General features: G+C 50.9%; 24 protein-coding genes. 21 read left to right on the forward strand and 3 right to left on the reverse strand.

The window, feature by feature from the left end:
* Nucleotides 1–205 precede the first annotated feature (205 nt).
* Nucleotides 206–1,684, forward strand: coding sequence for an ArnT family glycosyltransferase (locus BQ2674_RS01190; RefSeq protein WP_075572054.1), 1,479 nt, complete (start codon nucleotides 206–208; stop codon nucleotides 1,682–1,684).
* Nucleotides 1,685–1,737: 53 nt separating this feature from the next.
* Here the strand turns inward: BQ2674_RS01190 and BQ2674_RS01195 are convergent, their stop codons facing one another.
* Both BQ2674_RS01195 and BQ2674_RS01200 read right to left on the reverse strand, forming a co-directional pair.
* The gene (locus BQ2674_RS01195) at nucleotides 1,738–2,427 is read right to left on the reverse strand and encodes a response regulator transcription factor (protein WP_075572055.1); all 690 of its coding nucleotides are present in this window, start codon (nucleotides 2,425–2,427) and stop codon (nucleotides 1,738–1,740) included.
* A 1-nt stretch (nucleotide 2,428) separates the two neighbouring features.
* Nucleotides 2,429–3,919 carry a sensor histidine kinase gene (locus BQ2674_RS01200; protein WP_075572056.1) on the reverse strand — a complete coding sequence of 497 codons (1,491 nt, stop codon included), beginning with the start codon at nucleotides 3,917–3,919 and terminating at the stop codon, nucleotides 2,429–2,431.
* A 191-nt stretch (nucleotides 3,920–4,110) separates the two neighbouring features.
* Here BQ2674_RS01200 and BQ2674_RS01205 point away from each other — a divergent pair, with 191 nt between their 5' ends.
* Nucleotides 4,111–4,806 carry a hypothetical protein gene (locus BQ2674_RS01205; protein WP_075572057.1) on the forward strand — a complete coding sequence of 232 codons (696 nt, stop codon included), beginning with the start codon at nucleotides 4,111–4,113 and terminating at the stop codon, nucleotides 4,804–4,806.
* A 1,085-nt stretch (nucleotides 4,807–5,891) separates the two neighbouring features.
* On the opposite strand, the gene BQ2674_RS08545 is transcribed toward BQ2674_RS01205, so the two are convergent.
* Nucleotides 5,892–6,134 (reverse strand): PBECR3 domain-containing polyvalent protein, encoded by a 243-nt coding sequence (locus BQ2674_RS08545; protein ID WP_316244726.1) that lies wholly within the window; start codon nucleotides 6,132–6,134, stop codon nucleotides 5,892–5,894.
* A 293-nt stretch (nucleotides 6,135–6,427) separates the two neighbouring features.
* Here BQ2674_RS08545 and BQ2674_RS01215 point away from each other — a divergent pair, with 293 nt between their 5' ends.
* From BQ2674_RS01215 to BQ2674_RS01310, 19 genes are all read left to right on the forward strand, one after another.
* Nucleotides 6,428–6,862: a hypothetical protein gene (locus BQ2674_RS01215; RefSeq protein WP_075572058.1), complete on the forward strand. Its 435-nt coding sequence runs from the start codon at nucleotides 6,428–6,430 to the stop codon at nucleotides 6,860–6,862.
* A gap of 35 nt (nucleotides 6,863–6,897) precedes the next feature.
* Complete coding sequence (locus tag BQ2674_RS01220; RefSeq protein ID WP_075572059.1) at nucleotides 6,898–7,449, forward strand: phosphoribosyltransferase family protein; 552 nt, start codon at nucleotides 6,898–6,900, stop codon at nucleotides 7,447–7,449.
* A gap of 19 nt (nucleotides 7,450–7,468) precedes the next feature.
* Nucleotides 7,469–8,974: a WG repeat-containing protein gene (locus BQ2674_RS01225; RefSeq protein WP_075572060.1), complete on the forward strand. Its 1,506-nt coding sequence runs from the start codon at nucleotides 7,469–7,471 to the stop codon at nucleotides 8,972–8,974.
* Nucleotides 8,975–8,986: 12 nt separating this feature from the next.
* On the forward strand, nucleotides 8,987–9,691 hold the full coding sequence (locus BQ2674_RS08685) for a pentapeptide repeat-containing protein (protein ID WP_075572061.1): 705 nt from the start codon (nucleotides 8,987–8,989) through the stop codon (nucleotides 9,689–9,691).
* 23 nt (nucleotides 9,692–9,714) lie between these two features.
* Complete coding sequence (locus BQ2674_RS01235) at nucleotides 9,715–10,122, forward strand: hypothetical protein (RefSeq protein WP_075572062.1); 408 nt, start codon at nucleotides 9,715–9,717, stop codon at nucleotides 10,120–10,122.
* Nucleotides 10,119–10,850 carry a DNA/RNA non-specific endonuclease gene (locus BQ2674_RS01240; RefSeq protein ID WP_075572063.1) on the forward strand — a complete coding sequence of 244 codons (732 nt, stop codon included), beginning with the start codon at nucleotides 10,119–10,121 and terminating at the stop codon, nucleotides 10,848–10,850. Before BQ2674_RS01235 ends, BQ2674_RS01240 begins: the two co-directional genes overlap by 4 nt.
* A gap of 102 nt (nucleotides 10,851–10,952) precedes the next feature.
* Nucleotides 10,953–11,381, forward strand: a complete 429-nt coding sequence (locus tag BQ2674_RS01245; protein ID WP_075572064.1) for a YbjN domain-containing protein — start codon at nucleotides 10,953–10,955, stop codon at nucleotides 11,379–11,381.
* Between the two features lie 385 nt (nucleotides 11,382–11,766).
* Nucleotides 11,767–15,063 (forward strand): autotransporter outer membrane beta-barrel domain-containing protein, encoded by a 3,297-nt coding sequence (locus BQ2674_RS08460; RefSeq protein ID WP_205407602.1) that lies wholly within the window; start codon nucleotides 11,767–11,769, stop codon nucleotides 15,061–15,063.
* A gap of 142 nt (nucleotides 15,064–15,205) precedes the next feature.
* Nucleotides 15,206–15,469, forward strand: a complete 264-nt coding sequence (locus tag BQ2674_RS01255; RefSeq protein WP_075572065.1) for a type II toxin-antitoxin system Phd/YefM family antitoxin — start codon at nucleotides 15,206–15,208, stop codon at nucleotides 15,467–15,469.
* Nucleotides 15,469–15,759 (forward strand): Txe/YoeB family addiction module toxin, encoded by a 291-nt coding sequence (locus BQ2674_RS08725; RefSeq protein WP_075572066.1) that lies wholly within the window; start codon nucleotides 15,469–15,471, stop codon nucleotides 15,757–15,759. The genes BQ2674_RS01255 and BQ2674_RS08725 overlap by 1 nt, the downstream gene beginning before the upstream one ends.
* A gap of 41 nt (nucleotides 15,760–15,800) precedes the next feature.
* The gene (locus tag BQ2674_RS01265) at nucleotides 15,801–16,640 is read left to right on the forward strand and encodes a protein-ADP-ribose hydrolase (protein ID WP_075572067.1); all 840 of its coding nucleotides are present in this window, start codon (nucleotides 15,801–15,803) and stop codon (nucleotides 16,638–16,640) included.
* A gap of 139 nt (nucleotides 16,641–16,779) precedes the next feature.
* Nucleotides 16,780–17,682 carry a metal ABC transporter substrate-binding protein gene (locus BQ2674_RS01270; protein WP_075573316.1) on the forward strand — a complete coding sequence of 301 codons (903 nt, stop codon included), beginning with the start codon at nucleotides 16,780–16,782 and terminating at the stop codon, nucleotides 17,680–17,682.
* A gap of 204 nt (nucleotides 17,683–17,886) precedes the next feature.
* Entirely contained in the window at nucleotides 17,887–19,158 is a 1,272-nt protein-coding gene (murA, locus tag BQ2674_RS01275) for a UDP-N-acetylglucosamine 1-carboxyvinyltransferase (RefSeq protein WP_075572068.1), read from the forward strand.
* A gap of 10 nt (nucleotides 19,159–19,168) precedes the next feature.
* Nucleotides 19,169–20,206, forward strand: coding sequence for a rod shape-determining protein (gene mreB / locus BQ2674_RS01280; protein ID WP_075572069.1), 1,038 nt, complete (start codon nucleotides 19,169–19,171; stop codon nucleotides 20,204–20,206).
* A gap of 13 nt (nucleotides 20,207–20,219) precedes the next feature.
* Nucleotides 20,220–20,510, forward strand: a complete 291-nt coding sequence (locus BQ2674_RS01285) for a biotin/lipoyl-containing protein (RefSeq protein WP_075572070.1) — start codon at nucleotides 20,220–20,222, stop codon at nucleotides 20,508–20,510.
* Nucleotides 20,511–20,513: 3 nt separating this feature from the next.
* Nucleotides 20,514–22,385 carry a SpoIVB peptidase S55 domain-containing protein gene (locus BQ2674_RS01290; protein ID WP_083222281.1) on the forward strand — a complete coding sequence of 624 codons (1,872 nt, stop codon included), beginning with the start codon at nucleotides 20,514–20,516 and terminating at the stop codon, nucleotides 22,383–22,385.
* A 198-nt stretch (nucleotides 22,386–22,583) separates the two neighbouring features.
* Entirely contained in the window at nucleotides 22,584–23,366 is a 783-nt protein-coding gene (locus tag BQ2674_RS01300) for an MlaE family ABC transporter permease (RefSeq protein WP_205407603.1), read from the forward strand.
* Nucleotides 23,367–23,374: 8 nt separating this feature from the next.
* Complete coding sequence (locus tag BQ2674_RS01305) at nucleotides 23,375–24,133, forward strand: ABC transporter ATP-binding protein (protein WP_075572072.1); 759 nt, start codon at nucleotides 23,375–23,377, stop codon at nucleotides 24,131–24,133.
* Nucleotides 24,126–25,352 (forward strand): MlaD family protein, encoded by a 1,227-nt coding sequence (locus BQ2674_RS01310; RefSeq protein WP_075572073.1) that lies wholly within the window; start codon nucleotides 24,126–24,128, stop codon nucleotides 25,350–25,352. The genes BQ2674_RS01305 and BQ2674_RS01310 overlap by 8 nt, the downstream gene beginning before the upstream one ends.
* The last annotated feature ends 41 nt before the right edge of the window (nucleotides 25,353–25,393 follow it).

Genomic DNA, 25,393 nt, shown 5'->3' on the forward strand with positions numbered 1-25,393 from the left:
ATTCTTACTTGTATATAGGGCAGCGTATTTCTCCCCCATATAACGCTGTCAGTCAAAGCGGGCAGGTACGCCATACCGAAACAGGCAGGCGTGCCTGCCTGTGTTGACGTTCAATATATATTTGAAAAAGTTTACAATCTGTTTAGAAAATCGTTAACTTTTCTTTTTATACTTACGCAGAGTAAATATAAAAGGGGAGTTAAGGATGGCAGCAGAACGACAAAAAGAACATACGGGTTTTTCGGAACGGCGGATACTTTTCGGCTTGGCTCTGTTTTGTGCAATCTTGTATTTCAGCGGTATCGGGCAAATGGCCGTAACCGATCCGGTCGAGGTCAATTATACGGAAACGGCCAAGGAAATGTTGGCCGCCGGAGATTGGCTGTCACCGCGCATATACGGGCAGTACTGGTATGATAAGCCCGTGTTCTTCTACTGGGAACTGATGGCGGCTTTTAAGCTTTTCGGCATTACGGACTTTGCGGCCCGCTTCTTTCCGGCTCTTTTTGCAACAATCGGCGTGTATATGACGTACTTTTTCGGCAAGTATCTCTATAATGCCGAAACAGGTGCGACGGCGGCAGTTATTTTGGGGACGTCTCTCGAATATTGGTATATCGGTCATGCGGTCATTACGGACATGACCCTGGCAGTTTGCATGTCTGCAAGTATTATGCTCTTTTATGTGGCCTATGCCGAAGACAAGCCGCTGTTGTTATACGGTGCCTTTGCCACGGCCGGGATAGCCGTTTTGACGAAAGGCCCTGTCGGCTTTCTCTTGCCGGGATTAATTCTTTTTGTATTTCTTTTTCTGCAGCGGCGGCTGAAGTTTCTCATAAATCCGCACATATGCGGCGGCTTTGCTTTATTTCTTCTTATCGTCTCCTTCTGGTATGTGCCTATGTATCAATTGCACGGACAGGCGTTTATCGACACCTTTCTCGGGACGCACAACCTGCTGCGAGCGACCGTTGCGGAGCATCCGAAGAATAATGTATTCTATTATTATTTGCTCATTTGGGCGGCGGGATTTTTCCCGTGGAGTCTCTTCTGTTTACCCGGGGCGGTACATTGCCTGCGGCAAAAAAGACTTTCCTTGCCGACAGGAGACGCGGAACGGCTCCTTGTTCTTTGGGGTGCCGTCGTAGTTCTCGTTTTCCAGTGTATGGCATCTAAATACCTGACTTATACATTCCCTTATATGATGCCGCTTGCCGTCGGAGCGGCACCGTACGTGCGCCGTCATCTGCGGCCTTACGGCAAAGCGGTTTTGGTCGGTATGAGCGTTTTTTACATCGGTGCGGCGTTTATGATAGCACCCCGGGAGACGAAATGTGCTTCCGGAAAAGAGGCGGTGCCGCTGCTGCAGTCCTTGTGTGATGAAAACACGGATATTGTCAGTTACGGTATCCGCTATCCGGCGACACTCGTATATTATGCGGATTTACCGGTCAGACGGCTGGAAACGCGGAAAGACATAGAAAAATGCAAGCCCCGCAGTATGACCTGGACGGATACGAACGCCATGCCCTTTATGGCCGTTGAAGACTTGCGGCCCGACAGGAATGTCCTGGTCATTACGGATATACAGCACCCGGAGCAGGTGCAGCGCGGCTTGCCGGGAATGTGGCGAGAGGTAGGTGCCGCAGGCCGCTTCGCTTTTTATAAGAGAATAGAACCGTAATAAAAGGACACCTATGATACACATAGGTGTCCTTTTATTACGAGCTGTTATTTTTACCGGAAGCGATAGCCGGCGCCCCAAACCGTTTCAATGTAAATCGGCTTGGACGGCTCCGGTTCTATCTTTTCACGGAGCCGGTTAATATGTACCATGACGGTTGCCGTATCGCCGACGGCATCAAAGCCCCAGACCCGTTCGAACAATGTATCCTTGCTGAAAACGATGCCCCTGTTCTTGGCCAGAAAGAGAAGCAGTTCGAATTCTTTATTTGCCAATGTAATTTCCCTTTCTGCGACGAAGACGCGATGCTCTTCCGGCCGGATCTCCAGATCACCGCTGCGGAGGGAGGTCGTCTTCGTGCCGCCGTTCTTCCCGGTCAGGCGCTCATACCGTGTGAGATGTGCCTTGACGCGGGCTACGAGCTCGCCGGGACTGAAAGGCTTGATAATATAGTCATCGGCACCGAGGCCGAGGCCCCGAATTTTGTCGACGTCTTCACGCCGTGCCGATACCATGAGAATGGGGATATCCTTTTCTTTGCGTACTTCACGGACGATTTGAAAACCGTCCGCGCCGGGCAGCATGACATCGAGGAGAAGCAGGTCATAGGCTTCTTTTTGCGCCAACTCCAGTCCCTTTGTGCCGTCTGCGGCAATATGAGCCGCAAAGCCGTCAGCTTCCAAATAATCCCGTTCCAATTCGGCGATCGCCGTATCGTCTTCTACAATCAATATCTTTTTCATCTTAGTGCTCCTTATCAAGCGGTAAATCAATGATAATGGTCAGACCGCCGCCGGCAGCGGATTCGGCGCGGATCGTGCCGTTCATGGCAAGGATAATCTGTCTGACAATGGCCAGTCCCAGGCCGCTTCCTTTTCGGACGTTGCTCCGTGCCGGATCGGTACGGTAAAAGCTGTCGAAGAGTTTCGGCAAATCGGTTTCATTGACGCCGGGGCCGTTATCGGCAAAGGAAATAAAAAGCCGCTCTCCCCGGGAATACAGGCTGATCTCCATAGTACCCCGGTTTTTGTCCATATATTTGACGGCATTGCCGAAAATATTATCAATAACACGCTGAAACTGCATTCTGTCGATCTGTATAAATGTATCTTTTTTCAAACCGCTCGTATTCAAGGTCAGGTCCAGGCCTTTTTCGGCATAGAAAGGGCGTTGTTCAGTCGTAAAATCAATGAAATAGTCACGAATGTTCACTCTTTCAAGATGGAAGGGAACGCGTCCCCAATCGAGCTTGGAAAAGAGGAAAAGGCTGTCCACCAGGGATTCCAGAATATCGGCACTCTGGTAGATTTGTTCCGTGTAATGACGTTGTTTTTCGGGAGTATTGGCGATGCCGTCAAGGATACCGCCGGCATATCCTTTCAGTGCAGTGAGCGGTGTTGACAGATCGTGGGATATCCCGGCAATCAGTTCCTTGCGGTTTTTTTCGTATTTTTCCCGTTCATCCTGCGACCGTTTCAATTCCTGCCGCATCAGCTCAAAGTCTTGGCAGGCCCTGCCGAATTCATCGCGCGCTTCAATTTCTACGGGTACGTCCAGGTTACCCTTGCGGACTTCGGCTGCCGCCTTTTGCAGCGACGAGAGCGGTTCCAGGATCTGTCGTGACAGGAGCCGGGACAGATAACGTCCCAGCGCGACGATCAAGATGACGGCTATGGCCAGGAGAGCATATAAAGCCGTTTCCCAAAGCTCTTTCATATCATTGCCGGGGATCATGTCCTTGGCCAGGAAAGGGACGGCTCCCGAAGCCATGACGACGGTGCGGCTTCGAGGTGACATGTAAGAGAAGGTAAAACCTTCGTCGTCCCAGACCATAACGGACGGGTTGGAGCCGTATTTGTGAAGGATACGTTCCGCAACGGCGGTGCTGTTTGCATTGGGAGAAGCGTAATAGATTTTGTCGTCCTGAGTGACGACGACGTCGATTCCCAGCGCTTCCAGGAGGCGGCATGCTTCTATAAAATTTTTTATTTTGGGAGGCCCCTTGCGTTCCGCCTTGACGCGAAGTGAGCTGACGGCATATTGAACCGTCAGGGCCGAGCCTTTTTCCGGCCATAGAGCCGTAAGTATATCCTGTTGTGCCGTACCGGAGAAGCGAAGCGCCGCCAGGAGAAGGCCGCCGATCAGCATGAGTAAGCATACGGGCACGGCGACCATCATAAAGTTGGCTAAAAAGAGGCGCTTCCGTACGGAAAAATCACGTAATCGTATGTTCATACTGCACCTTCTTTCACTTTTATTTCTTGTATTTATTATATAATACAACCTTTATAGATACCCGCACAGAGACAAATGAAATTATTATGAATTATTTTATTTCCCGTTTATTTTTTGTTTAATCCTTTTGAATATACTGAGACCATCAAAAGTTTACAAATGTAGCCCGAAGGGCTGAAGGAGGTAATATCATGAATAATGAAAAAATGGTAAATACGGTGAAAGAAAAGGCTGATAAAATTTTTACAAAACGAAATTTTAAACGGCTTGCCGCAGTGTTGGTCGTCTGCGCCATACCCCTGAGCGGCGGTGCATGGTACCAGTATCAACAGGAAGAAGCGTTAAAACAGGAAGTACGGCAGGCCAAAGCACAGATGGTCGCCAACCAGGCACAGCAGCGGGGCATGACCTTGATCAGCGAGGATCAGGTGAAGGAGATCACCGCTAAAACTGTCGGCGCGGACGGGAGCGGGATTGATTTCCGCAAGATTGCTTTGAGCGATAAGAGCGGACATGGTGATAAAGAGAAGGATCACAAGAAAGAACATAAGGATAAAAAAGACAGATCACATGAAGAAAGGGAAAGAGACGGCCGACATAAGGATAAGGTATTGCAGAATGAGCAAAGCGGTTCCGGACAAGGAATGCCCGCTTCACAGAATGCAGATACCCAAGCCGGACAGCTGCAGCCGCCGACACCGCCGCAGCCGGCAGACGGTCAGGCCGGACAACCGCAGCAAATGCCGGCAGGAGGTGTGCAATCTGCACCGGTTATTCAGGATTTCCTGCCGATCTATAAGGTCGACTGCAGAGTCGGCAACGTAAAATATGAACTCGCTATCGATGCCGTAACGGGCAATGTGCTTCGCTGCGAAGTGGATGACTAGCGGCGAAGAAGCCGATACTACTCAAAAAGACAGGGGCACTCTTATCAGGTAATTGATGAGAGTGCCCCTGTCTTTTTGTCCTATAACCCTATCCTGCCAAGTGCGGGTATGGGCGATGCATGTTATTCGTTCTCTGCGGCACGGCCTGATGTTCACGTATAAAACGCATCGCCTGTTGGGGGAACCGTTCAGGCAGGTTTGTGCCTAACTGTTCCGGCGATTATAAATTAAATTTTGCAATGACTGTAAAATTGTGTATAATACAAAAAGAGACAGCAAGCGTTTCGTACCGCCAAGCTCGTCTCCAAAATTTAGAGATTTGAAAAAACGGCCCGGCGTTACGTTAATGTCGGGCCCGTTTTCATGGGCTCGCTGTTAACGAGCTGCCATGATTATAGTGGCAACCAAGACACCGAAAGCTATCATCAAAGATAGTACTTTATAGATATCCATAGCTATCACCGCCAATCCTTGGAGGATTGATGAGCCTGACACGCTTGCTATCTTATTGCAAGTATAGCATAGATCGGTTTTACCGAGTGGGATTTTAGCTGTTTCTAATCTGATTTTAATATATGCTGTTTTAAAATTGTTGCGTTTATGATTATACCGATGAGGCCGAGTGACTTGTCGGTATTTTTTATCCTGTCAAGTGCGTGTATGGGCGATGCATGTTATTCGGTCTCTGCAACACGGTCTGATATTCACGTATAAAACGCATCGCCCGTCAGGGAAACCGTTCCGAAGACGGCGTGCTGAACGTAAGAGCTGTCGTATTTTAATAGATTTTGATTATAAAACAAAAGCCGGGCTACATTACTGTAACCCGGTTTCCTGTCAAGAATTTGGTAGGATGACATTCCTACATCTCCTAATTGGGTATAAACCCTCCGGCGACGGCTGCCTGTTCCGTCCTCAAATTCTTTTTACAGTTATAGTATACGAGTGTTAGAATTGTTTGTCAAACCTTTTTTAATGTACCTTTGGCAATGAAGTTTTGTACTCTGTTGCTGTTAAGTGTATAAATAGAGCGTGCAAAATATACGTTGCTTTTTGATTTCCGGACAGCAATCTTTACGAATTTTTCAGTGACAGGATCTTTTTTTTACATACTCAATAGAATTGTCTTTAGAATCTAAACGTACATAGTCCGGTTTCTCCAAAATCTCCGGGATGAATTTAGAATATGTAGCATAATCCTTAGGATGGCGGCTATTCATGTGAGCAGTATTTGTATCACCCAATAAAATGGGGGTATCAACAGGGCAAGAAAGGCCTAATACCTTAATTACCAATATGGAGATGCTACCGATTTGTTCAGTTGGCAAAACTATCTCCTTTCTTACCGAGTATATTATTTTTGTCTCGACATGACTGCTTTGGACTATTTTATTTTTTATTATACTATATGTAAAGGTATTTAGAGGAACAAATTTATGTAGTCGTGGTGTTCTGCCAAGTGCGGGTATGGGAGACGCATTTTATTCGTTCTCTGCGGCACGGCCTGATGTTCACGTATAAAACGCGTCGCCCGTCAGGAGAACCGTTCATTCGCTTTGACTATCCTAAGAGCCCGCTTATTTGCTATAATGTCCATGTATATACTATGAGGAGGGATTGGATGAAAAAGAGATTGCTTACGGCAGTGACGGTGTTTTCCGTTTGCGCATTTGCGGCCGGTGCGGGTACGCAGGTGCAGGCTTTCAGCCTCGGCAGCGTCATTAAAGGCGGCGCCATCGGCGTTGTCGTCGACAAATACGGTGATTCGATCAACAGCTTTTTGAATAAATTGTTAAAGCAAAATAATTTGGACACATCTTACGCGACCAAGGTCGTTCCCATTGTCAGCCTCGGCAAGGGCAGCCGCGTCGGCGCCGCTCAGGTGACGGGGCCTACGGCCGAGGTGGAACGGGTCAAGGCCGTCGCCCAGGTGGAGGGCAGCTTCAACAACATTGCCCGCGTCAAGGGCCTCGTCCCCGTAGACAGCGCGAATCCGAGCGGTGCGTCCCGTATTCAGGGAGTCGGCGTATCGGCCATTATCGATTTAAAAATTTAAGTATCGCCCTTGCGGCGGACAATGAGGTGTGCAAGTTGGCAAAGAAATACTATGAACTTCACGTGGCGGGCTGCGTGCGGCAGCTTCCCATTCTCAACGTAACAGATACGCTCGCCATTGCGGGCTTCGTCATCTTGGGCGATACGGAACTTACGCAAAAGACGGCACGGGAGCTGGTCAAAAAAATCCCGGCGCATACGGAAATTCTCATGACGGCGGAGACCAAGGGTATTCCTTTGGCGGCCGAGATGGCACGCCTTTTGGGAATGGACCGATACGTTGTGGCACGCAAGGATATTAAGGCGTACATGGAAAATCCCCTCATCGTCGAAGACAAGTCCATTACGACAAAGGGCAAGCAGATTCTCTGTCTGACCGATACGGACGTGGCTCTTATTAAAGAAAAGAAGACCCTTCTCGTGGATGATGTAATCAGCACGGGCGGCTCCATGAAGGCCCTGGCGGAACTGGCCGGCAAGGCGGGTGCTGAGATCATAGGCCGGGCGGCCATCCTCGCCGAGGGAAATGCCTGTGAGAGAAACGATATTGTTTATTTGGAAACGTTGCCGCTTTTTAATGCGGAATAACGGCACGGAGAGGAAAAAGATGAAATCATACAAAGCAAGACGTATCATCAGCGCCTTGGCGCTGAGCATGGTCATTACGGCCTGTGTGCAGGCTGAAGAAGGAGCAACGGCCTACGGCAGCGTACACAGAGAGATTTCTACGGTCTCGACGGAAACTTCAACCACGTCATATGAGACTCGTGAAAGTCATTCGGGGAAAGAAGCGCGCGTTTTTACAGGCGTCGGCGTAGGGGACGTGATCCTGCCGAACATGAAGTCCCACCGCATGCCCCGAGGCCTGACAAAGACTGTGCGCAGTTTTTACGGTAATTATAATGCCGGCATTTTGGCGAAGGTCAAAGACGGAGGCAAGTGGGGACTCGTCGGAACGGACGGCTCCGTGCTGATCGCTCCGAAGTACAAGGAACTCGACTCCGCCGGAGTGCCCGGCATGTTTTGGGCGACGGAAAAGAAAACTCCCGTTCTCATCGACAAGAACGGCAATCCCTTGCCTGCAGGTACTTCTGCGCCGGCCGTACATGCAGACGGTGAAGATGATCTGACGCCTTTCAAAGAAAAAGGAAAGTACGGTTTTAAAGATAGTGCGGGCAATGTGAAGATAGGTCCCGTTTATAAAGAAGTCCTTGCCCCCTTCAGCGAAGGAATTGCCTTTGTGAAGAATGGTGACGGCAAGAAAGTTGCCGTCGATACGACAGGAAAGGAACTGTTTGCCGCCCCGTACGACGAGCTCTTCGCCTATCACGACGGCTTGGCCGAGTATCGCCGGAATGTACATAAACTTAACTGGGGCGGCCTTGTCGGAATCGTTCTCGGCAATGTCGTAGGAGGCGGCGGTTACTACGGCATATATGACGATTATTACGGCATATATAACGGTTTTACACTTTCTTATGACGGCGTTAAGCGCGGTTACATCGACCGGAGCGGCACTGTCGTCATCGACAGCAAGAATGATGAAGTATGGCCGATTACGGCATACGGCACTTTCGTCAAAAATAAAGGTAAACTCGGCTTTATGAATCGCAAGGGGGCATATATCATTGAGCCGGGGAATTATGATATTGCTCCCGGGGTTTGGGATGATGCGGGAGGCCTTATCGCTATAAAAGACAAAGGAAAGGGGAAATATGCCGTCTTCAATCTTATCGACGGGATGCAGATGTCCCCGTTCGCCTATGACAACATTACGTTCCACGGCTCGAACCGAATCGTTTTGACGAAAAACAAGAGAAAACTTTTTGTTGATGAAGAGACGGGGACGATTATTGCGGAATATCCGGAAAAGTCGGAGATAGGTCTTTTCGGTGTCGAAAAGTATGCGTGGCTGGTTGATGAAAAAGGAATTTATCACATTATCGATACGGAAGGTACTGTCCTTTACAGCGCGCAGCCGGGCAGTCTGACGGCGGCAATGCCGTTCCTGAACGGTGTAACTGTCGTTAAGTCGAAGGGCGTTTACGGTATTATGGACAGTAAGGGTAATTGGATCGTCAAACCGGCGTATAAAGAAATAAAATTTCTGTAAAGAAGTGATACGATGAAAGCACTGTCCATGGATGATATAGAACGGCTGACACGTCTTTCCCGCGGTGAACGGGAAGGACTTGATCTTGCCGAGTCGCGCCTTGTCGATCTCGATCTGTCGGGACGGGATTTGTCGGGCCTCAAGCTGGACTGGTCCGATTTGGAGCGGGTGTGCTTCGACGGCGCCGACTGCACGGCCATGAGTCTTGCCAATACACGCTGTGTCGACTGCACCTTTGTCGGTGCCGACCTGCGCGATGCCGACCTCAAAGGCGCCGCCTTGCGCGGCTGCGATTTGCACGACGCTCATATCGAGGGTGCCGACTTATATGAAGCCAACTTGGAAGGAGCGCGCCTCGACGGTATCACGGATGATGAAAATACAAAATTCTTTCGCCTTTACTGCCCGGAAAAGGGTGCCTTTATAGGCTATAAGAAGTGCTTCAACGACCTCCTCGTGCAGATCCTTATCCCCGCCGATGCGAAGCGTACGTCCGCGACGGCCCGATCGTGCCGCTGCAACAAGGCCAAGGTGCTCAGTATCAAGAGCTTTGACGGCAAGACGGCTTATAAAGATGCCATGTCTCTCGTCGACCCGCACTTTATTTATCGTGTCGGCCGGTGGGTGGAAGTGAAGAATTTTAATGAAGACCGTTGGCACGATTCGACGACGGGCATTCATTACTGGCTGACGCCGGAAGAAGCGATGGCGTACTAGAGAGACGGCAGGAGGAAAAACGGATGCATATTATAGCGGCAGTAGATGACAGGATGGGCATGCTCTTTAACGGCCGCCGGCAGAGCCGGGACCGGGTTATGAATGAGCGGATTGCAGTCGTGTGCGGCGGTGAACTGTGGATCGCCCCTTGTTCGGCGGAGCTCTTCGACGGCTGTGATATTATGCTGCACGAGGAAGAAAATTTTTTGGTCGAAGCCAACCGGGGCGCCTATTGCTTCGTCGAGGCGGCGTCGCTGCTCCCCTTGGCGGATGCCGTCGACTCGGTCACGCTCTACAAGTGGAACCGCACTTATCCGGGCGATTTTTACTTCGACCTGCCTGTCGGCGAAGCGCCGTGGTACCTGGCGGAAAGCTGCGACTTCGTCGGCTCTTCGCACGATAAGATTACGGAAGAGGTGTATAAGCGATGAGTGCGATGTGCAAACGGCTTGCCCTCGTTATTGTCGCAATTTGCGCCCTTGCAGTGTCGGCTTGCGGCAAGCCTGCCGATACGGCATCTGCGCCGGCACTTCAAAGTGCACGGACCGAGCGGGGACGAAACGTCGTCGACCTTGCATCCGTACCGGCCTTTAACGGCAGGCCGTACGTCGTCATTAACAACAATGAGCCGTCCTTTACGAAAGAAGACATGACGACGACGTCCGTCGAGCGCTACAGTGACCTCGATCCCCTCGGACGCTGCGGTCCGGCCTTTGCCGACATCGGCACGGATCTCATGCCCACTAAGAAGCGCGGCCCTATCGGCTCCGTCAAGCCGTCGGGCTGGCAGACCGTCAAGTACGACAACGTCGACGGCAAGTACCTTTACAACCGCTGCCATCTTATCGGTTACCAGCTGACGGCGGAAAACGCCAATCCGAAAAACTTAATCACCGGTACACGTTATCTCAACGTGGAGGGCATGCTGCCCTTTGAGAATATGGTCGCCGACTATATCAAGGAAACGCACCGTCACGTACTCTATCGTGTGACGCCCGTCTTTGAAGGGAAAAACCTCGTCGCTTCGGGCGTTCAGATGGAAGCTCTGTCCGTTGAAGACGACGGCGCCGGTATAAAATTTAATGTATATGTTTACAATCATCAACCGGGTATCGAAATTGATTATGCCACCGGTAAAAGTCATCGAATATCCGTATAGCGATTGTTTTGCAAGCCATTCTTATTCTCTGTATAATAAAAGACAGAAAATGTATACTTGCTTATAGGTTCAGCAACGTTTTAAGAATGGAGTGATGTACAGATGAATAAGAAAGCCGAAGCTTTTCAAGCGTATCTGGAAAAAGCCGGGATAGAAGCTTTTGAAATGGAAGATATGCATGACGACGAGCTGCATACCGTTATTTTCCGGACGTTTATCGAGGCGGAAGGAGCCAAGCTGCCGATGATTTTCGTCCTTGACGATACGATATACGGAAGTATTCGCGTTCTCGTAGCACCCAAAGTGCTGAAGGAGACCAACGAGAAGGCCCTGTACCAACTGATTAACGAATACAACCGCATGTACAAATCCTTCAAGTATTGTATTGACGAAGAAGGGGCTCTCCTCCTGGACGTGTGCTATATCAGCGACGAAGAAGTGAACGGTGAAATAGTATCGGCTCTCTTCGATGTCATTATCCAGCACATGGAAGAAGCGTATAAAAAAATCATGCAGACCGTTTGGGACTAAGCGTTGTCCGGAGAGAGTTGCGAGCCTTGCCCGCAGCTCTTTTTACATGAACGAAGCCTTGTCGGAAATATGAAGCGATATTTGTTTGAAAAAAGCTCATTGTAAAGAAGCGTAATCGAGCGAGTTATAGACATGTATAAGTAAAGCGCCGGAGTATTCTGTTTGTTCTCGGAGATCCTTTCGGATCAATGTTTGCGTACAGGATCTGCCGGCGCTTTGTGTTTTTTGCAATCCTAATTTTTCCTGTAATCTATCTATGATGAAACAATGCCGGTTTCACACAAAATAATTTATATTGTTAGAAAAGTTAACTTAAAGAACAAAAATCAGGATAATAAGTGTAATATATCTCACTTAATTTACGGGTAATAGGAGGAAATCCGGCATGAAACACAAAGAGAAGGTTAAGCTGAAGTTAATTGTACTGGGGCTCTGCAGTCTGGTGGCGCTGGCAGGAGAAGGACGGCCCGTCTTTGCAGACTATGATCCTGTTACGAACACGGATACCTTGACAAATCAAATGGTCAGCAGCAGCCGCGGTGACACGTCAAAGGGTGATTTTCAGTCTTATGATCATCCGGACCGAAATTTGGTCATCAACTGGACGGATGATTCCCGGGGAGACGGGGCTGCCATCAGGGATGCCGATGTAAATGCCAAAAACATTACGATCAATACGGATTTTGCGGGCAATCAATGGACAGATAAGGGAATCATCAGCGAGGGTACGACACGCATTAAGGCGACCGGTGATATCAGCGTCACGTCACATGATGATGCCGTGTTTACGGAAGGAAACGGGACAGCCGCCATTGAAGGTTTTAAAAATCTGACGATCGGCTCCACTGCTGCAGGATACGGTATTGTGGATAACGGCGGCGGTGTTACCGTTAAAGGCGGTGAAGGCAGTACCGTTACTATTGCTACTGACGGCAGCAGGCCTGCTGTAGGCAATTCTATCATGACCATTTTGGGAGGGGCAGGTGTAGGAAAGGGTGTCTCCATCAGTGCCGACAAAATCAAAATAGCCTCTTCCGGAGATTCCATTTTTGCAGGCAAAGGAATGGCGGGGGAAACCTTTACGGTTACTCTGAATGCAAAAGAGGTGGACGTGACAGGTACTGTTGACGGGGATGGAGGAAATATTGACATTAATCCCGATACGGACGGCACGGTGAAGATCGCGGCGGTGGAAGGAGATACAGAGCCTGCCGTTCGTTTAGGGCACTTTACCGGCACCGGCAAAATGACTGTCAACAAAGGGGCTTCCGGTGTGGTGCAGATAGACGGCGGCATAGCTCTTAGCGGTACGGGAACGTCTTTCCTTGCAAATATGACGGGAGACGGTTCGTACCTTAATACGAGGGCCGACGGTATGGGCGGCGGCGTGTTTACGAAAGATGCAATCAAAATTGAAAGCGGCGGTGAAGCCGTGTTGAATATGAGCGGCCATGATTCCTATATTCGCGGCGACGTACTGAATGAAGCCGGGAAAATTACAATTAATGCTGCGGGAAATAATTTTTCCTTGCGCCGGTCCTATTTAGATACGGAGGCCGCAGTAAAAGCCGGCAAAAAAGGAACCACCGATATTCTCATCTCCGGCGACAACGGCACGGTGGAAGGCGGTCTTGAGTCAATGCAGGGCGGCGCGATTCGGCTGGCTATGTCCGGAAAAAATGCAATCGTCAAGGGGGATATGAAGACTGTCATAAATAATACGGATTCTTCCGGATTCCCTGAGGACAATGCCGCGATTACTGCCGACTTTTCCGGTAAAAACGCCGAAATGACGGGGAATATCGCCGCACAAACAGGTGCCAGCACGATTGACGTCAATTTTACCGGTGCCGACGGAACACTCACGGGAGATGTAAGCTCTACGGGAACCGAAATCGGCATCAGTTCCGGTTCGAGTCCGTGGGTATGGACCGTTTACGACAAAAATGTCGTCAACTTGAACTTGACCGGTGAGCATACGGCACATGTCGGGAATATAAAGACCGAAGGGGACAACACGCTCAATGCGAATTATACGGGAAGAGGATCGTCCCTTACGGGAAATGTGATCAACAACGGCATCCTGAACCTTACCGTAGATAACGGGTCCGTCATGACCGGTAATATGAGCAACGGCACGACGGTATATCACAACAGTCTCGCTTTTGACGGTAAAATGAAGGCCAGTTTTGCCGGCGGCTCCACGTGGAACGGTAATTTGACCGTAACGGCGGGAACTGCTGATATAAGGCTCACGGGCGGCAGCGTTTGGACCGGCGCGGCGACCGGGCGCGGCGATATTACCGTCGCCGATGCGTCCCGCTGGAATGTTGCGGCCGACAGTGAGGCCGGCAGCCTGAACTTAGGTTCTGCAGATGCCGTCGTATCCCTGGCCGGCGCGGCGGAAAAGCTCCGCGTGAACAATCTGAACGGCACGGGCACTTTCCTGATGGATCTGATATATCAGGATAACGCGGTGGATACGTACCGTTCGGGCTCGGGCAGCGACTACCTTATCGCCGCAGGCGGCAACGGCGGTACTCACCGGATAACGCTGACTTCCGACAGCAGCGTAAACGGCATGACGACGGACAGCAAGCTTTACTTCGCCACGACGGCTCAAGGCAGCTCCCTCTTTAACGTGAACCAATCCGTGCAGGTTCAAAACTTCAAGAAAATTTACAATAAGAACCTCATTGTCAAAAAGGAAACCGATTCGTCCGGACCGTACGCAGGATACGATAACTGGCTGCTCACCGCAGACGGCACCAATGACAAGCCCGTCAACCCGAACGGAGAGGTACCGGGCACGGCCTATCATGCGGCTGCAGCCTTATGGCGTAGCGACGATACCCTGCTGAAGCGGCTGGGCGAACTGCGTTACAATGAGCAGAATGAAGGAATGTGGGTACGCTTTCATAACATGGGTCTTAACGAGAGCGGCCGTCATGTTTTCAGGGGTAACTATAAGATGATGCAGCTCGGCGTTGACCTTCGGAAGGAAACAAAGGACTCTGGCTACTGGTACTACGGCGGGGCTGTAGAGCATCTTTGGGGCCATACGGACTACACCGCCGGCAGCGGCTCGGAAAAGATGACCGACTTTTCCTTCTACGGTACGAACATCCGCAAACACGGTCATTATCTGGATTTAGTTGCCAAGGTCGGCCGCATTGATTCGGATTACACTACCGTGTACGGTGACAGCGGCCGGTTCCGCAACTGGGGTACCTCTATCAGCGCCGAATACGGCCGGAAGAAGGTCTTTGCCGGAAATTGGGCTGTTGAACCTCAGGTGCAGCTTACGTACAGCTATTTATGGGGAGATGATTATACCACCCGTAACGGCGCAAAGGTCGGACAAGATAATACGGACAGCCTCGTCGGCCGCTTAGGCTTTGTTCTCAGCAAGAAAATCCATACGGGCAGCAAGGACCTGAGCCGTTTCTACGTCAAGGCCTCGATCCTTCACGATTTCCTGGGAGATACGGGAAGCCGTATTTCCGACGACATTGTCTTTACGGATAACCATTCCCTGGGCGGTACGTGGTATGTCATCGGCCTCGGCACGAATATACACCTTGAAGATAATAAGCTGTTCTACTTTGATGCGGAACGCAGCTTCGGCGGCGATATAAAGATGAAATATCGCTTTAACACGGGCCTGCGCTTTGAATTTTAAGTAAGCGCTCAGGTTTTGGACTACGGATCCGGTATTACTGCTATATGTGATACCGGGTTCTTTTTTTGCGGGAAAAAGCTTGACGTACGTGAAAACGTACCCATATAATAAATATAAAAAATAATAAAGGAGGATCGGTAACATGGCTGAAGGAACGACCATAAACGCTACGACAGTGAGGAAAGAACTGTATAGATTGATTACGGAAGTAAATGGATATAATATACCTATTACGATTACTCATACAAAAGGGAAAAATGCCGTTTTGTTGTCGGAAGATGATTGGCGTACAATTAAGGAAACGCTGTATTTGCAGTCTGTTCCGGGCATGGTGAAAAGCATATTGGAAGGCGATAAGGAGGCTATAGAAAATATGCAGGCATATAATCCTGATGAGGCGTGGTAATGTATTACGTTGTATTTACCAAGGCGGCTCAAAAAGACAAACTTCATTTGAAAGCGGCCAAACTTGAAGAAAAGGCAAGGCAATTATTAAATACAATTCGAGTGAACCCCTTTCAAACGCCGCCTCCTTATGAAAAATTAATAGGGAGCTTGTCGGGGAAGTATTTGCGGCGGATTAATGTCAAACACCGTCTTGTATATTCAATAACGGGAGTACCGTATAAAGGATCGGACAAAACTATATATGAGGGCACTGTTATTGTTTATCGCATGTGGACCCATTATGAATAATAATATAAAGACAGTTGAAGATAGCGGAGGAGGAACGGGGCATGACACAAGAGGAACGCCTGGACAAGCTTATTGCGTATTTCATGAATGAAGAAGGGTATTTGCAGCACGGCCTGGAAGGGGAAGGGGAAAGTGAGGACGAAAAGAAGAATCGCCTGCGTGCTCTGATGAATGTGCGGCCGCCCCGCTTAGCCGACAAAGCCGTTTTGGCCATACAGGACGAATATTTACGGGAAGAAAACCGGAAAAAGGGCATTCTGTCGCCGGCGGATTTGCGCCCTGTTGCGGACGAGTTCGGCAGAAAAGAGGACTGGGCCCGGCAAGTTTACCTTTGGCAGGGTGATATTACACGCCTTGCCGTAGGCGCTGTTGTCAATGCGGCCAATTCGCGTATGCTCGGCTGCTTCGTGCCGCTCCACAACTGCATTGACAATTGCATCCATTCGGCTGCGGGCGTGCAGCTGCGTGCGGAATGCGCCGAAAAAGCGGGTGAACTCTTCAGTCATAATGAATACAACTCGCCGACGGCCGTGCCCATGCTGACCAAGGGTTACAATTTACCGGCAAAGTACGTCATTCACGTAGTCGGCCCCATTGTGGGCGGTCATGTGCCGACGGAAGCGAGCCGCAAGGACTTGCAGGACTGTTACGTGAATGTGCTCAATCTCTGCAAAAAAGAGAAGATCGGCAGTGTTGCTTTCTGCTGTATCTCAACGGGCGTCTTCGGGTATCCGTCGGAAGAAGCGGCGCACATTGCCGTACGCACCGTAACGGACTGGCTTGTCAAAGAACGGACGTCGCTGCAGGTTCTCTTCAACGTCTTTACGGATACGGACTGCCGCACGTATACGCATATCTTTGAAGGCAGGGCGAACCTTTAAGTGAGGTAAAATCAGGAAAATCTGCTTACATCAGCATTTTTTCATAAGATTGACAGCCATTATCACCCGTGATACTCTTGAAGAAAAATAATGCGGATGATTCGCATTTGCTAAAGGAGAGGGTAATGTGAATAAATGGATGACGGGAGCACTCGGTGCCGTATTGGCAGTAACACTGCTGGCCGGCTGCGGTACGACGGGAAAGGATCAGGCTGCGGCTAAAGAAGAAAAGAAGCTCAAGGTCGTTGCCAGCTTTGACGCTATGGCGGAATTTGCCAAGGCTGTCGGCAAGGACAAGATCGACGTAGTGACGCTCATTCCGGCCGGTACGGAGCCGCACGGATTTGAGCCGTCGACAGAGGTCATGAAGGAGCTGACAAAGGCGGATGTCTTTATTTATAACGGTCTCGGCATGGAGCCGTGGCAGGAAAAGGCGACGGCTGCAGCTAAGAACGACAAGCTTGTCAAGGTGGAAGCGGCCAAGGACGTAGACGCCATTAAAAATACGGATCCTGAAGAAGTGGAAGAGCACGGTGAATTCGATCCCCATACGTGGCTCAGCCCGGCATGCGCGGAAAAAGAAATCAACACCATCGCCGCCGCCCTGGCCCAAGCGGATCCGGACAACAAAGACTATTATATGAATAACGCCAAAGAATACACGGCACAGCTCAAGCAATTGCAGAGCGACTACGCGGAAAAGTTTAAAAACGTGCATCGCCGCGATTTTGTGACGGGGCATGCCGCATTTGCTTATCTCTGCCGTGACTTTGACCTGATGCAAAAAAGCGTGGAAGATGTCTTTGCCGAAGGCGAACCGAGTCCGAAGAAATTGGCCGAATTGACGGAATATTGCAGAGAAAACAAGATTACCACCATCTTCGCAGAAGAAATGGTAAGCCCTGCCGTATCGCGCGCCTTGGCCAATGAAGTGGGCGCCAAAGTGGAAATTATCGACACGATGGAAAGCAATAAAGACGGCGCCACCTATATGGACCGGATGAAAGACAACCTGGAAAAAATTTATGCAAGCATGATGTAGTCGGAAAATCGCAACCTGATGAACATGATCCCATCATGAAAGACGCCCTGAAGAGAGTGTTGATACCTCTTTGGGCGTCTTTTCGTTTTTTTTCTTTTATGATACAATAGCTGTTAGCAATTATGCTGATAACGGTAACTTTTCGGAAAGCACTTTCATGATAATTGAAATACGTGAGTATCACATTGCTGGGAGGCAAGGTAGTTGGAGAAACTGATTGTTCGCGGCGGTAAGCCGCTTAGCGGTACGGTTCGCGTAAGCGGCGCGAAGAATGCCGTATTGCCGATTATTGTGGCATCCATGTTGGCGCCGTCAAAGAGCACATTGACGGAAATTCCCAAACTCGACGATGTTCATACGGTGTGCGATGTCATTCACTCCTTGGGTGTTACCATAGAAAATCCGTGTAAGGGAACCCTCGTGTTGGACGGCGGCAACCTCACTTCTTCCGTTGCGCCTTACGACCTGGTGCGCCGCATGCGCGCTTCTTTTTTAGTTATGGGGCCTTTATTGGCGCGCCTCGGCAGGGCGAAGATTTCCCTGCCCGGCGGCTGTTCCATCGGCGCCCGTCCTATTGATTTGCATTTAAAGGCCTTTGAAGCCATGGGCGCGGAAATCGATCTTACCAACGGCGACATTGAAGCGAAGGCGCCGAACGGCTTGAAGGGCGCCCGCATCTATTTGGATTTCCCCAGTGTCGGCGCGACGGAAAACGTTCTTATGGCAGCGTCTCTGGCGGAAGGCCGCACGGTTTTGGAAAACGCGGCGGAAGAACCGGAAATCGTCGATTTGGCGACGTACTTGAACAGTATGGGCGCCAACATTCGCGGGGCCGGCACGAACACGGTACGCATTGAAGGCGTGGAAGAACTGCACGGTGCGGATCACTCCGTCATTCCCGACCGCATCGAAGCGGGGACCTTTATGGTCGGCGCGGCTATGACGGAAGGCAACGTGTATGTGGAAAATGCACTGTCGGAGCATTTGAAACCGCTCATTGCCAAGCTCAAGGAAGCGGGTGCCATGGTGGAAGAGGATATTGACGGCATTCGCGTCATCGGCCGTAAGCCCCTGCGCCCGGTTGATATTAAGACTCTGCCCTATCCGGGTTTTCCGACGGATATGCAGGCGCAGTTTATGGCTCTTGCCACGATTTGTACCGGCAACAGCGTCATTACGGAAACGGTGTTTGAAAACCGTTTTATGCATGTAGAAGAGTTTAAACGGATGGGCGCAAAAATTCGCATCGAAGGGCGCAGCGCTTTTGTGGAAGGTATGCCCTTTCTGGCAGGCGGCCGTGTAAATGCTACGGATCTGCGTGCCGGTGCGGCTCTTGTTCTGGCGGGTCTCGTTGCCAAGGGGCAGACGGAAATCGGCTCGCTATATCATATTGACAGAGGCTATGACAATTTTGTAGCAAAATTACAAAGGCTGGGTGCAGACATTGTCCGAATCCGGGTTGACGAAGAGAACTAGGAAAAGACGCATGTCGCCGCTGCGGTACCTGTCGCCGGCTCGTTGGCTGGGCACGGACATGGCCGTAGACTTGGGGACATCGAATATTATTATATACGTAAAGAATCGCGGCATAGTCATTGACGAGCCGGCGGTCATTGCCGTCGACATTAAGGAAAATCGGATCATTGCCGTCGGCAAAGCGGCGAAGGCCATGCTCGGCAGGGCGCCGCGGAATATACATACCTATCATCCTCTGCAATACGGGGTTATTGCCGACTATGACGCAACGGAATATATATTGCGCCATTATATTCAGAAAGCCGTCGGCACGTATTCGTTGTGTAAGCCGCGGGTTATCGTGTCCGTGCCGTCAGGTGTAACCAACGTGGAGCGGCGCGCCGTCATGGAAGCGGTTTTGCAGGCGGGAGCCCGCAAGATTGTCGTTATGGAAGAACCTTTGGCCGCCGCTATCGGCGCGGGCCTCGACGTAGCCGCTTCGAACGGTTCCATGGTCATCGACATGGGCGGCGGTACGACAAATGTCGCCATTTTGAGCTTGAGCGGCGTAGTCATCAGCGAATCTCTGCGCATCGGCAGCCGCACCTTCGACGAGGCGGTCATACGTTATCTTGAGCGCAGCAAGTCCATTGCCGTGGGTTTTCATACGGCGGAAGAGCTGAAGATGCTTATCGGCACGGCCATTGCGGACGGGCGCAACCTCATGGCCGACGTGCGCGGCAGAAGTACGGAGACGGGACTGCCCGTACAGGCGGACATTGATTCTCAGGAAATTCGCCGGGCCATTAAAGAGCCGTTGGAGCGCATTGTACGTACCGTCGTCTCCATCTTGGAAAAGACACCGCCCGAGCTGGCGGCGGATATTGCCGACCACGGCATCGTCCTCACGGGCGGCGGTGTCCTTTTGGACGGCTTTGACCGCCTTATTGCCAGAGCGACGGGCATGGCCGCATATTTGTGTGACGACCCGCTTTACTCCGTCGTTAACGGTGCCGGCAAGGCGTTGTCCGAAATGGACAGGCTTCAGGACAGTTTTTATGATTCTTAAAGAGGTGAGCAGCATGAAAATGATGAGAAGATTTTTAACCGCTTTAGGACTCACGGGCTTGATGGCAATGCCCGTGAGTGCTGCGGAAGTTGCATATACATCCGTCTTGAGCGGTACGGTTACATCCGTTGCCGCCGTAGGGCAGACCGTGCAGGAAGGGGACGTCCTTCTTACGGTCAATACGCTGACCGGCCCCATGGCCGCAGCGAGAGCGCAGTCGGCAGGCGTCGTCAAATCCGTTGCCGTCAGTGCGGGCAGCACTGTCAATGCCGGTGAAACGGCCCTTGTTGTAGAAACGGAATAGAGAATGAAAAAATTAGGATATCTCCGCCGCCTGGCGGTGACGGCAATCCTCTGCAGTATGGCGACGGCTTCGGCTATGGCCGAGACCTTCATGCAGGTCGGCGAGATCCGGCCGGGCATGACGGGATATGCAAAAACCGTTGTTCACGGCAGACAAATAGAGACGTTTCCCGTAGAGGTACTGGGAATTATGAAAAACGGCGGCCCGTCGGGCGACTTGATTTTGGCCAAATTTTCCGGGCCGCTTATGGAAGAGACCGGCGGCATTGCACAGGGCATGTCGGGCAGTCCCGTCTACATTGACGGCAAGCTCGTCGGTGCCATTGCCTACGGCTGGTCCTTTACCAACTCGCGCATGGGCATGATTACGCCTATTGCGGATATGGTGAAGCTTTGGAACGACCCGACGAAGGAAGAAATTCCGGCGTTCAATGCGCGCGAAACGTCGCTCATTCCCATTGCAACGCCCATCATGGCGTCGGGCTTTGAGCCCGTCTCCATGGACTGGATGAAGGAAAAGCTCAAGGCTTATAACTTCGAGCCCGTTGACACGGCTGCAGCCGGTGACGACGGCACCGTTTTTCCGCTGGAGGCGGGCAGCTCCGTGGCGGCGGCCTTTGTGGACGGCGACATGCGGCTTGGCGCCATCGGCACGGTCACGTACGTGGACGACAAGAACATCGTCGCTTTCGGACATCCCTTCCTAAAGAAGGGCAGCATCAATTACTTCATGCATAACGCCTACATTTTCGCCATTGTCAATAACTTGAAGAGCTCCTTCAAACTCGGCTCCATCGGCGCCGAAGTGGGCAAGGTCGATCAGGACCGCGGTGCCGGCATTGCCGGCGAGTTCGGCGCAGTTTCGCCGGGCATTCCCGTAACGGTTACCGTGAATGACAAGGATACGGGACGGTCGGCGACAAAGCACGTTAAGATCATTGAAGACAACGAGCTGACGCCGGTTCTTGCTTCGACGAGCGTTTACAATACGGTCAACAAGACGATTGACCGTACAGGCGGCGGCACGGCGACGCTGAATTACATTATTCGCTCGGCCGACGGCAGGGAAAAAGATATTACACGGCACAACATGTACTATTCGGAAGATAATATTAACGAGAAATCGATTGACGAATTGTACAATGTCCTTGACATATTAAAGCATAACGAATTTATCGACTATCCCATTTTGTCCGTCGCCATGGACGTGTCTCTGACACAGGCCAAGCAGTCGGCGCGCATTGTCGACGCGACGGCGGCGCCTGTCGTGGTCAGCCCGGGAGACACGATTTACTTCAAAGTGAAGCTGCATCCCTACCGAGGTGAAGATGAAGTGCGGGATATGACCTTTACCGTGCCGAAAGATCAGCCCTTAGGCGATATGATTCTTGAAGTGCGCGGCGGCGGGATCACGCCCCTGCCGTACCTCATTGAAAAGCAGCGCTACAACCTGACCGATGAAATCATTGAGCGTCTGCGGACATATAAGGATTTCACCGATTTGAAGAAAAAAATCGAGGCGGAAGACGCAAATGATCAAATTGTCATCGAGATTTTGGAGCAAAACGTCAGCATGGTCAACGACGGCAAGACGAAGTCGTCCAAGGTGAAACTGGAAGGGAAAGAGCCGGTCGAGCCTAATGAGGACCTCGTAAAGCCGAAGAAAGACTTCCTCAAAGACGGTGACGATGAGGGTAATGTCAAATCCGTCCTTGACACGCCTTATATTATTAAGGGCGACGGGCAGATTACAATTAAAGTCATGACGCCGGCCAAGCGGGATGCGGAAATAGAAAAACGCAAGAAAAACAGTGAAGGAAAGGTAAGCCTCACGGAGTCTTCCGACGAAGAGAAGGACGGCTTGGCAAAAAAATAGTTTTATGAAGAGAGGAGGCAAATTTTCCTTCTCTCTTTTTCTTTTGTACAAATCCATGGAAAAGGGCGGTAAAATGGGAAAAATATTTGAAAAATGCCGGTGTTCATGGTATGATTATTGCCATGAAAACTGGAGGATAAAGAAAAGTTTTCCGCTTTCTGTGCATAAACGCAAGCCTGCAGCGCACAGGCGGACAGGATGATAGAGGAGGTCGCTTTGCAGCAAGCATTGGCGTGTATCGGTCGCTTTACACTGCATATTTTTGAGGAAGTCGGTGTTATTGCCGTGCTCTTCGGGCAAACTATACGCCAATTGCCGCGTATTCGCCGCAACCTGGTTATTCCGCAGATGGCCCGTCTCGGCGTCGATTCTCTGCCCATTGTAGGCCTGACCATGCTCTTTGCAGGTATGGTTATGACACTGCAAATCGTCGATATCCTCATGCGCTACGGCGCCCAGTCGACGTTGGGCGGTATCATGTCCGTCGCCATGGGCCGTGAATTGGGGCCTATACTGACGGGTGTTGTCGTCGCCGGCCGCGTCGGCGCGGCCATGACGGCCGAGATCGGGACCATGAAAGTGACGGAGCAGATAGATGCCCTGCGCTGTATGGCGACGAATCCCGTCGCCTACCTCGTCGTGCCGCGCTTTGCGGCGTGCGTCTTTATGGTGCCGCTTCTCACGTTTTACGGCTACCTCATCGGCACGGGCGGCGGCTATGCCGTTGCCATTTACAGCGCAGGACTGACCCATTTTACGTATATGCACTCTATCGAGTTTTTTACGGAAGTCAGTGACGTTCTCTACGGCCTTATCAAGGCAATGGTCTTCGGCGGCATCATTTCTCTTGTGGCCTGCTATGAAGGCATGCATGCCAAAAGCGGTGCTGAAGGGGTAGGGCAGGCGACGACAAAGTCGGTTGTTACATCCATTATTTTCATTTTTATAACGAATTATATTTTATCGGTCATTTTGTACTAGGAGCGATAATGATCAGCTTGCGTGACATAACCGTCGCTTATGACGACAGGGTTATTTTGAATCACCTCAGCCTGGATATTTATGACAGTGAGACCTTGGTCATCCTCGGTACGAGCGGTTCCGGGAAGAGCACAATATTGCGCCTCATCATCGGCCTGCAAAAGCCGACGGCCGGACAGGTTCTAATTGACGGCAGGGATATTACGAACTGTTCGGAAGAAGAAATGGACGGCGTCCGCCGCAATATGGGCATGGTCTTTCAGTACTCGGCCCTCTTCGATTCCATGACGGTCGGTGAAAACGTCGCCTTCGGTCTGCGCCAGCACGGGCATCTTTCGGAAGAAGAGATTATACATATTGTGGCCGAGAAGTTACACGCCGTCGGTCTTGACGGTATTGAGGCGATGATGCCGAACGACTTGTCGGGAGGTATGAAAAAACGTGTCAGCCTGGCCAGGGCCATCGCACTTGACCCTAAGGTCATCCTCTACGACGAACCGACGGCAGGCCTCGATCCGCTGCGCAGCACGGACATCAACAAGCTCATTGTGACCATGCAGACGCGGTTGAAGCCGACGTCCGTCGTTGTAACACACGATATGAACTCGGCCTTTTACGTAGCCGACAGAATGGCGCTTCTCTTGGACGGGAATTTCGTCATGGTCGGCACGAAAGAAGAGTTTGAGCGAACGGCAAATAAAGAAGTGCGCCGCTTTATTACAGGCGGCGCGGAAGATATGGAAAGGGGGGGGAAGTTGCATGAATAAATGGTCTGCCGAAGCACGAGTCGGCTTGATGACGATCATCGGCATTCTCCTGCTCTTTTTCGTCGTTGTCAGCTTGGCACACACGGATGTGTTCAAATCGTCGGGAATTACGGCCCATGTCACTTTCAATGATGCCAACGGCCTGCAGGCGGGCAATTCCGTCCGCTACGTAGGCGTCAACGTGGGCAAGGTCGAATCGGTTGCCGCCGGCAAGGACGGCGTACAGGTAACGCTGAAGCTGAAAGAGGGAACGGAAATCCCGAAAGATTCGAAGGCGGTTATTACAACGGACGGCCTCTTGGGTGAAAAACTCGTCTCCATTACGCCCGGTCAGGACACGGCTCACTTGTTGACGGACGGCGGCACCCTGACAGGGGATACGGCCAAGTCCGTCGATGATGTTATGGATAACGCCAATAAACTCTTGAACAATGTTAACGACATGATGAAGAACGTCAACTCCGTCATCGGCGACGAAAAAACACAATCGGCCATGCGCGGTTCCATTCGCAATGTGGAAGCCCTGACGGGAAATGCCAACGACATACTGGCGGCCAATGCGGGCAATGTACAGCAAATGACGGCCAACATGGTCGCCGTTACGGGGCAGCTCAACGAGACGGTGCAGCGCATGGACGGCGACGGTGCCGTAAGTTCGCGTATGCGCGATTCGCTGGAAAATATAAAGAACATAACGGATCGCTTTACGGTCGTTGCCGAGAAAATGGAAACGATTGCCACGGATCCGCAAAGCAGCGAGGATATTCGTCAAACACTTCACAATACGGCGCAAATTACGAGTAAAGTAAACCATATACTGGGCGGGAAGGTGGAAGGCGAAGCCGGCATATTGTATAATGATACGAAGAATAAGGCAGGTGGCCAGGCAAATTTTAAGGTGTACCGCCGCGACAGCTTCGCTCTCATCGGGGCGGAAAGCATCGGCGACGGTACGAAACTGAACTTGCAGTACGGTCACACGGGGAAGCTGTTTGATGCCAGACTCGGCCTCATACGCGGCAAATTCGGCGCCGGTGTGGATTTATTTTCACACCGCGATTTCCGCGTTTCCGTAGAAGGCTATGACCCCAATGATTGGCGGTATCGCCTGAAAGCACAGTATCGCCTTTTCCCGAATATTTTCCTTGTCGGCCAGTTCACACGGCCCATGAAAAGAAATGACGGCGGCAATTATTACGGTATCAATTATATTTTCTAGCATATATGAAATAATGAAAGCATATAACGGAGGTTTCCACA

Origin of the sequence: Megasphaera coli (assembly GCF_900095855.1) — a bacterium.
GTDB lineage: Bacteria > Bacillota > Negativicutes > Veillonellales > Megasphaeraceae > Megasphaera > Megasphaera massiliensis_A.

Coding starts and splice junctions, on each gene's coding strand:
- BQ2674_RS08460 (WP_205407602.1), top strand. CDS start 11,767: ATGAAACACAAAGAGAAGGTTAAGCTGAAGTTAATTGTACTGGGGCTC.
- BQ2674_RS01225 (WP_075572060.1), top strand. CDS start 7,469: ATGAAATCATACAAAGCAAGACGTATCATCAGCGCCTTGGCGCTGAGC.
- BQ2674_RS01215 (WP_075572058.1), top strand. CDS start 6,428: ATGAAAAAGAGATTGCTTACGGCAGTGACGGTGTTTTCCGTTTGCGCA.
- BQ2674_RS01255 (WP_075572065.1), top strand. CDS start 15,206: ATGGCTGAAGGAACGACCATAAACGCTACGACAGTGAGGAAAGAACTG.
- BQ2674_RS01300 (WP_205407603.1), top strand. CDS start 22,584: ATGATAGAGGAGGTCGCTTTGCAGCAAGCATTGGCGTGTATCGGTCGC.
- BQ2674_RS01205 (WP_075572057.1), top strand. CDS start 4,111: ATGAATAATGAAAAAATGGTAAATACGGTGAAAGAAAAGGCTGATAAA.
- BQ2674_RS01270 (WP_075573316.1), top strand. CDS start 16,780: ATGACGGGAGCACTCGGTGCCGTATTGGCAGTAACACTGCTGGCCGGC.
- BQ2674_RS01235 (WP_075572062.1), top strand. CDS start 9,715: ATGCATATTATAGCGGCAGTAGATGACAGGATGGGCATGCTCTTTAAC.
- BQ2674_RS01305 (WP_075572072.1), top strand. CDS start 23,375: ATGATCAGCTTGCGTGACATAACCGTCGCTTATGACGACAGGGTTATT.
- BQ2674_RS08725 (WP_075572066.1), top strand. CDS start 15,469: ATGTATTACGTTGTATTTACCAAGGCGGCTCAAAAAGACAAACTTCAT.
- BQ2674_RS08685 (WP_075572061.1), top strand. CDS start 8,987: ATGAAAGCACTGTCCATGGATGATATAGAACGGCTGACACGTCTTTCC.
- BQ2674_RS01190 (WP_075572054.1), top strand. CDS start 206: ATGGCAGCAGAACGACAAAAAGAACATACGGGTTTTTCGGAACGGCGG.
- BQ2674_RS01245 (WP_075572064.1), top strand. CDS start 10,953: ATGAATAAGAAAGCCGAAGCTTTTCAAGCGTATCTGGAAAAAGCCGGG.
- mreB (WP_075572069.1), top strand. CDS start 19,169: ATGTCGCCGCTGCGGTACCTGTCGCCGGCTCGTTGGCTGGGCACGGAC.
- BQ2674_RS01265 (WP_075572067.1), top strand. CDS start 15,801: ATGACACAAGAGGAACGCCTGGACAAGCTTATTGCGTATTTCATGAAT.
- BQ2674_RS01310 (WP_075572073.1), top strand. CDS start 24,126: ATGAATAAATGGTCTGCCGAAGCACGAGTCGGCTTGATGACGATCATC.
- BQ2674_RS01285 (WP_075572070.1), top strand. CDS start 20,220: ATGAAAATGATGAGAAGATTTTTAACCGCTTTAGGACTCACGGGCTTG.
- BQ2674_RS01290 (WP_083222281.1), top strand. CDS start 20,514: ATGAAAAAATTAGGATATCTCCGCCGCCTGGCGGTGACGGCAATCCTC.
- BQ2674_RS01240 (WP_075572063.1), top strand. CDS start 10,119: ATGAGTGCGATGTGCAAACGGCTTGCCCTCGTTATTGTCGCAATTTGC.
- BQ2674_RS01200 (WP_075572056.1), bottom strand. CDS start 3,919: ATGAACATACGATTACGTGATTTTTCCGTACGGAAGCGCCTCTTTTTA.
- BQ2674_RS01195 (WP_075572055.1), bottom strand. CDS start 2,427: ATGAAAAAGATATTGATTGTAGAAGACGATACGGCGATCGCCGAATTG.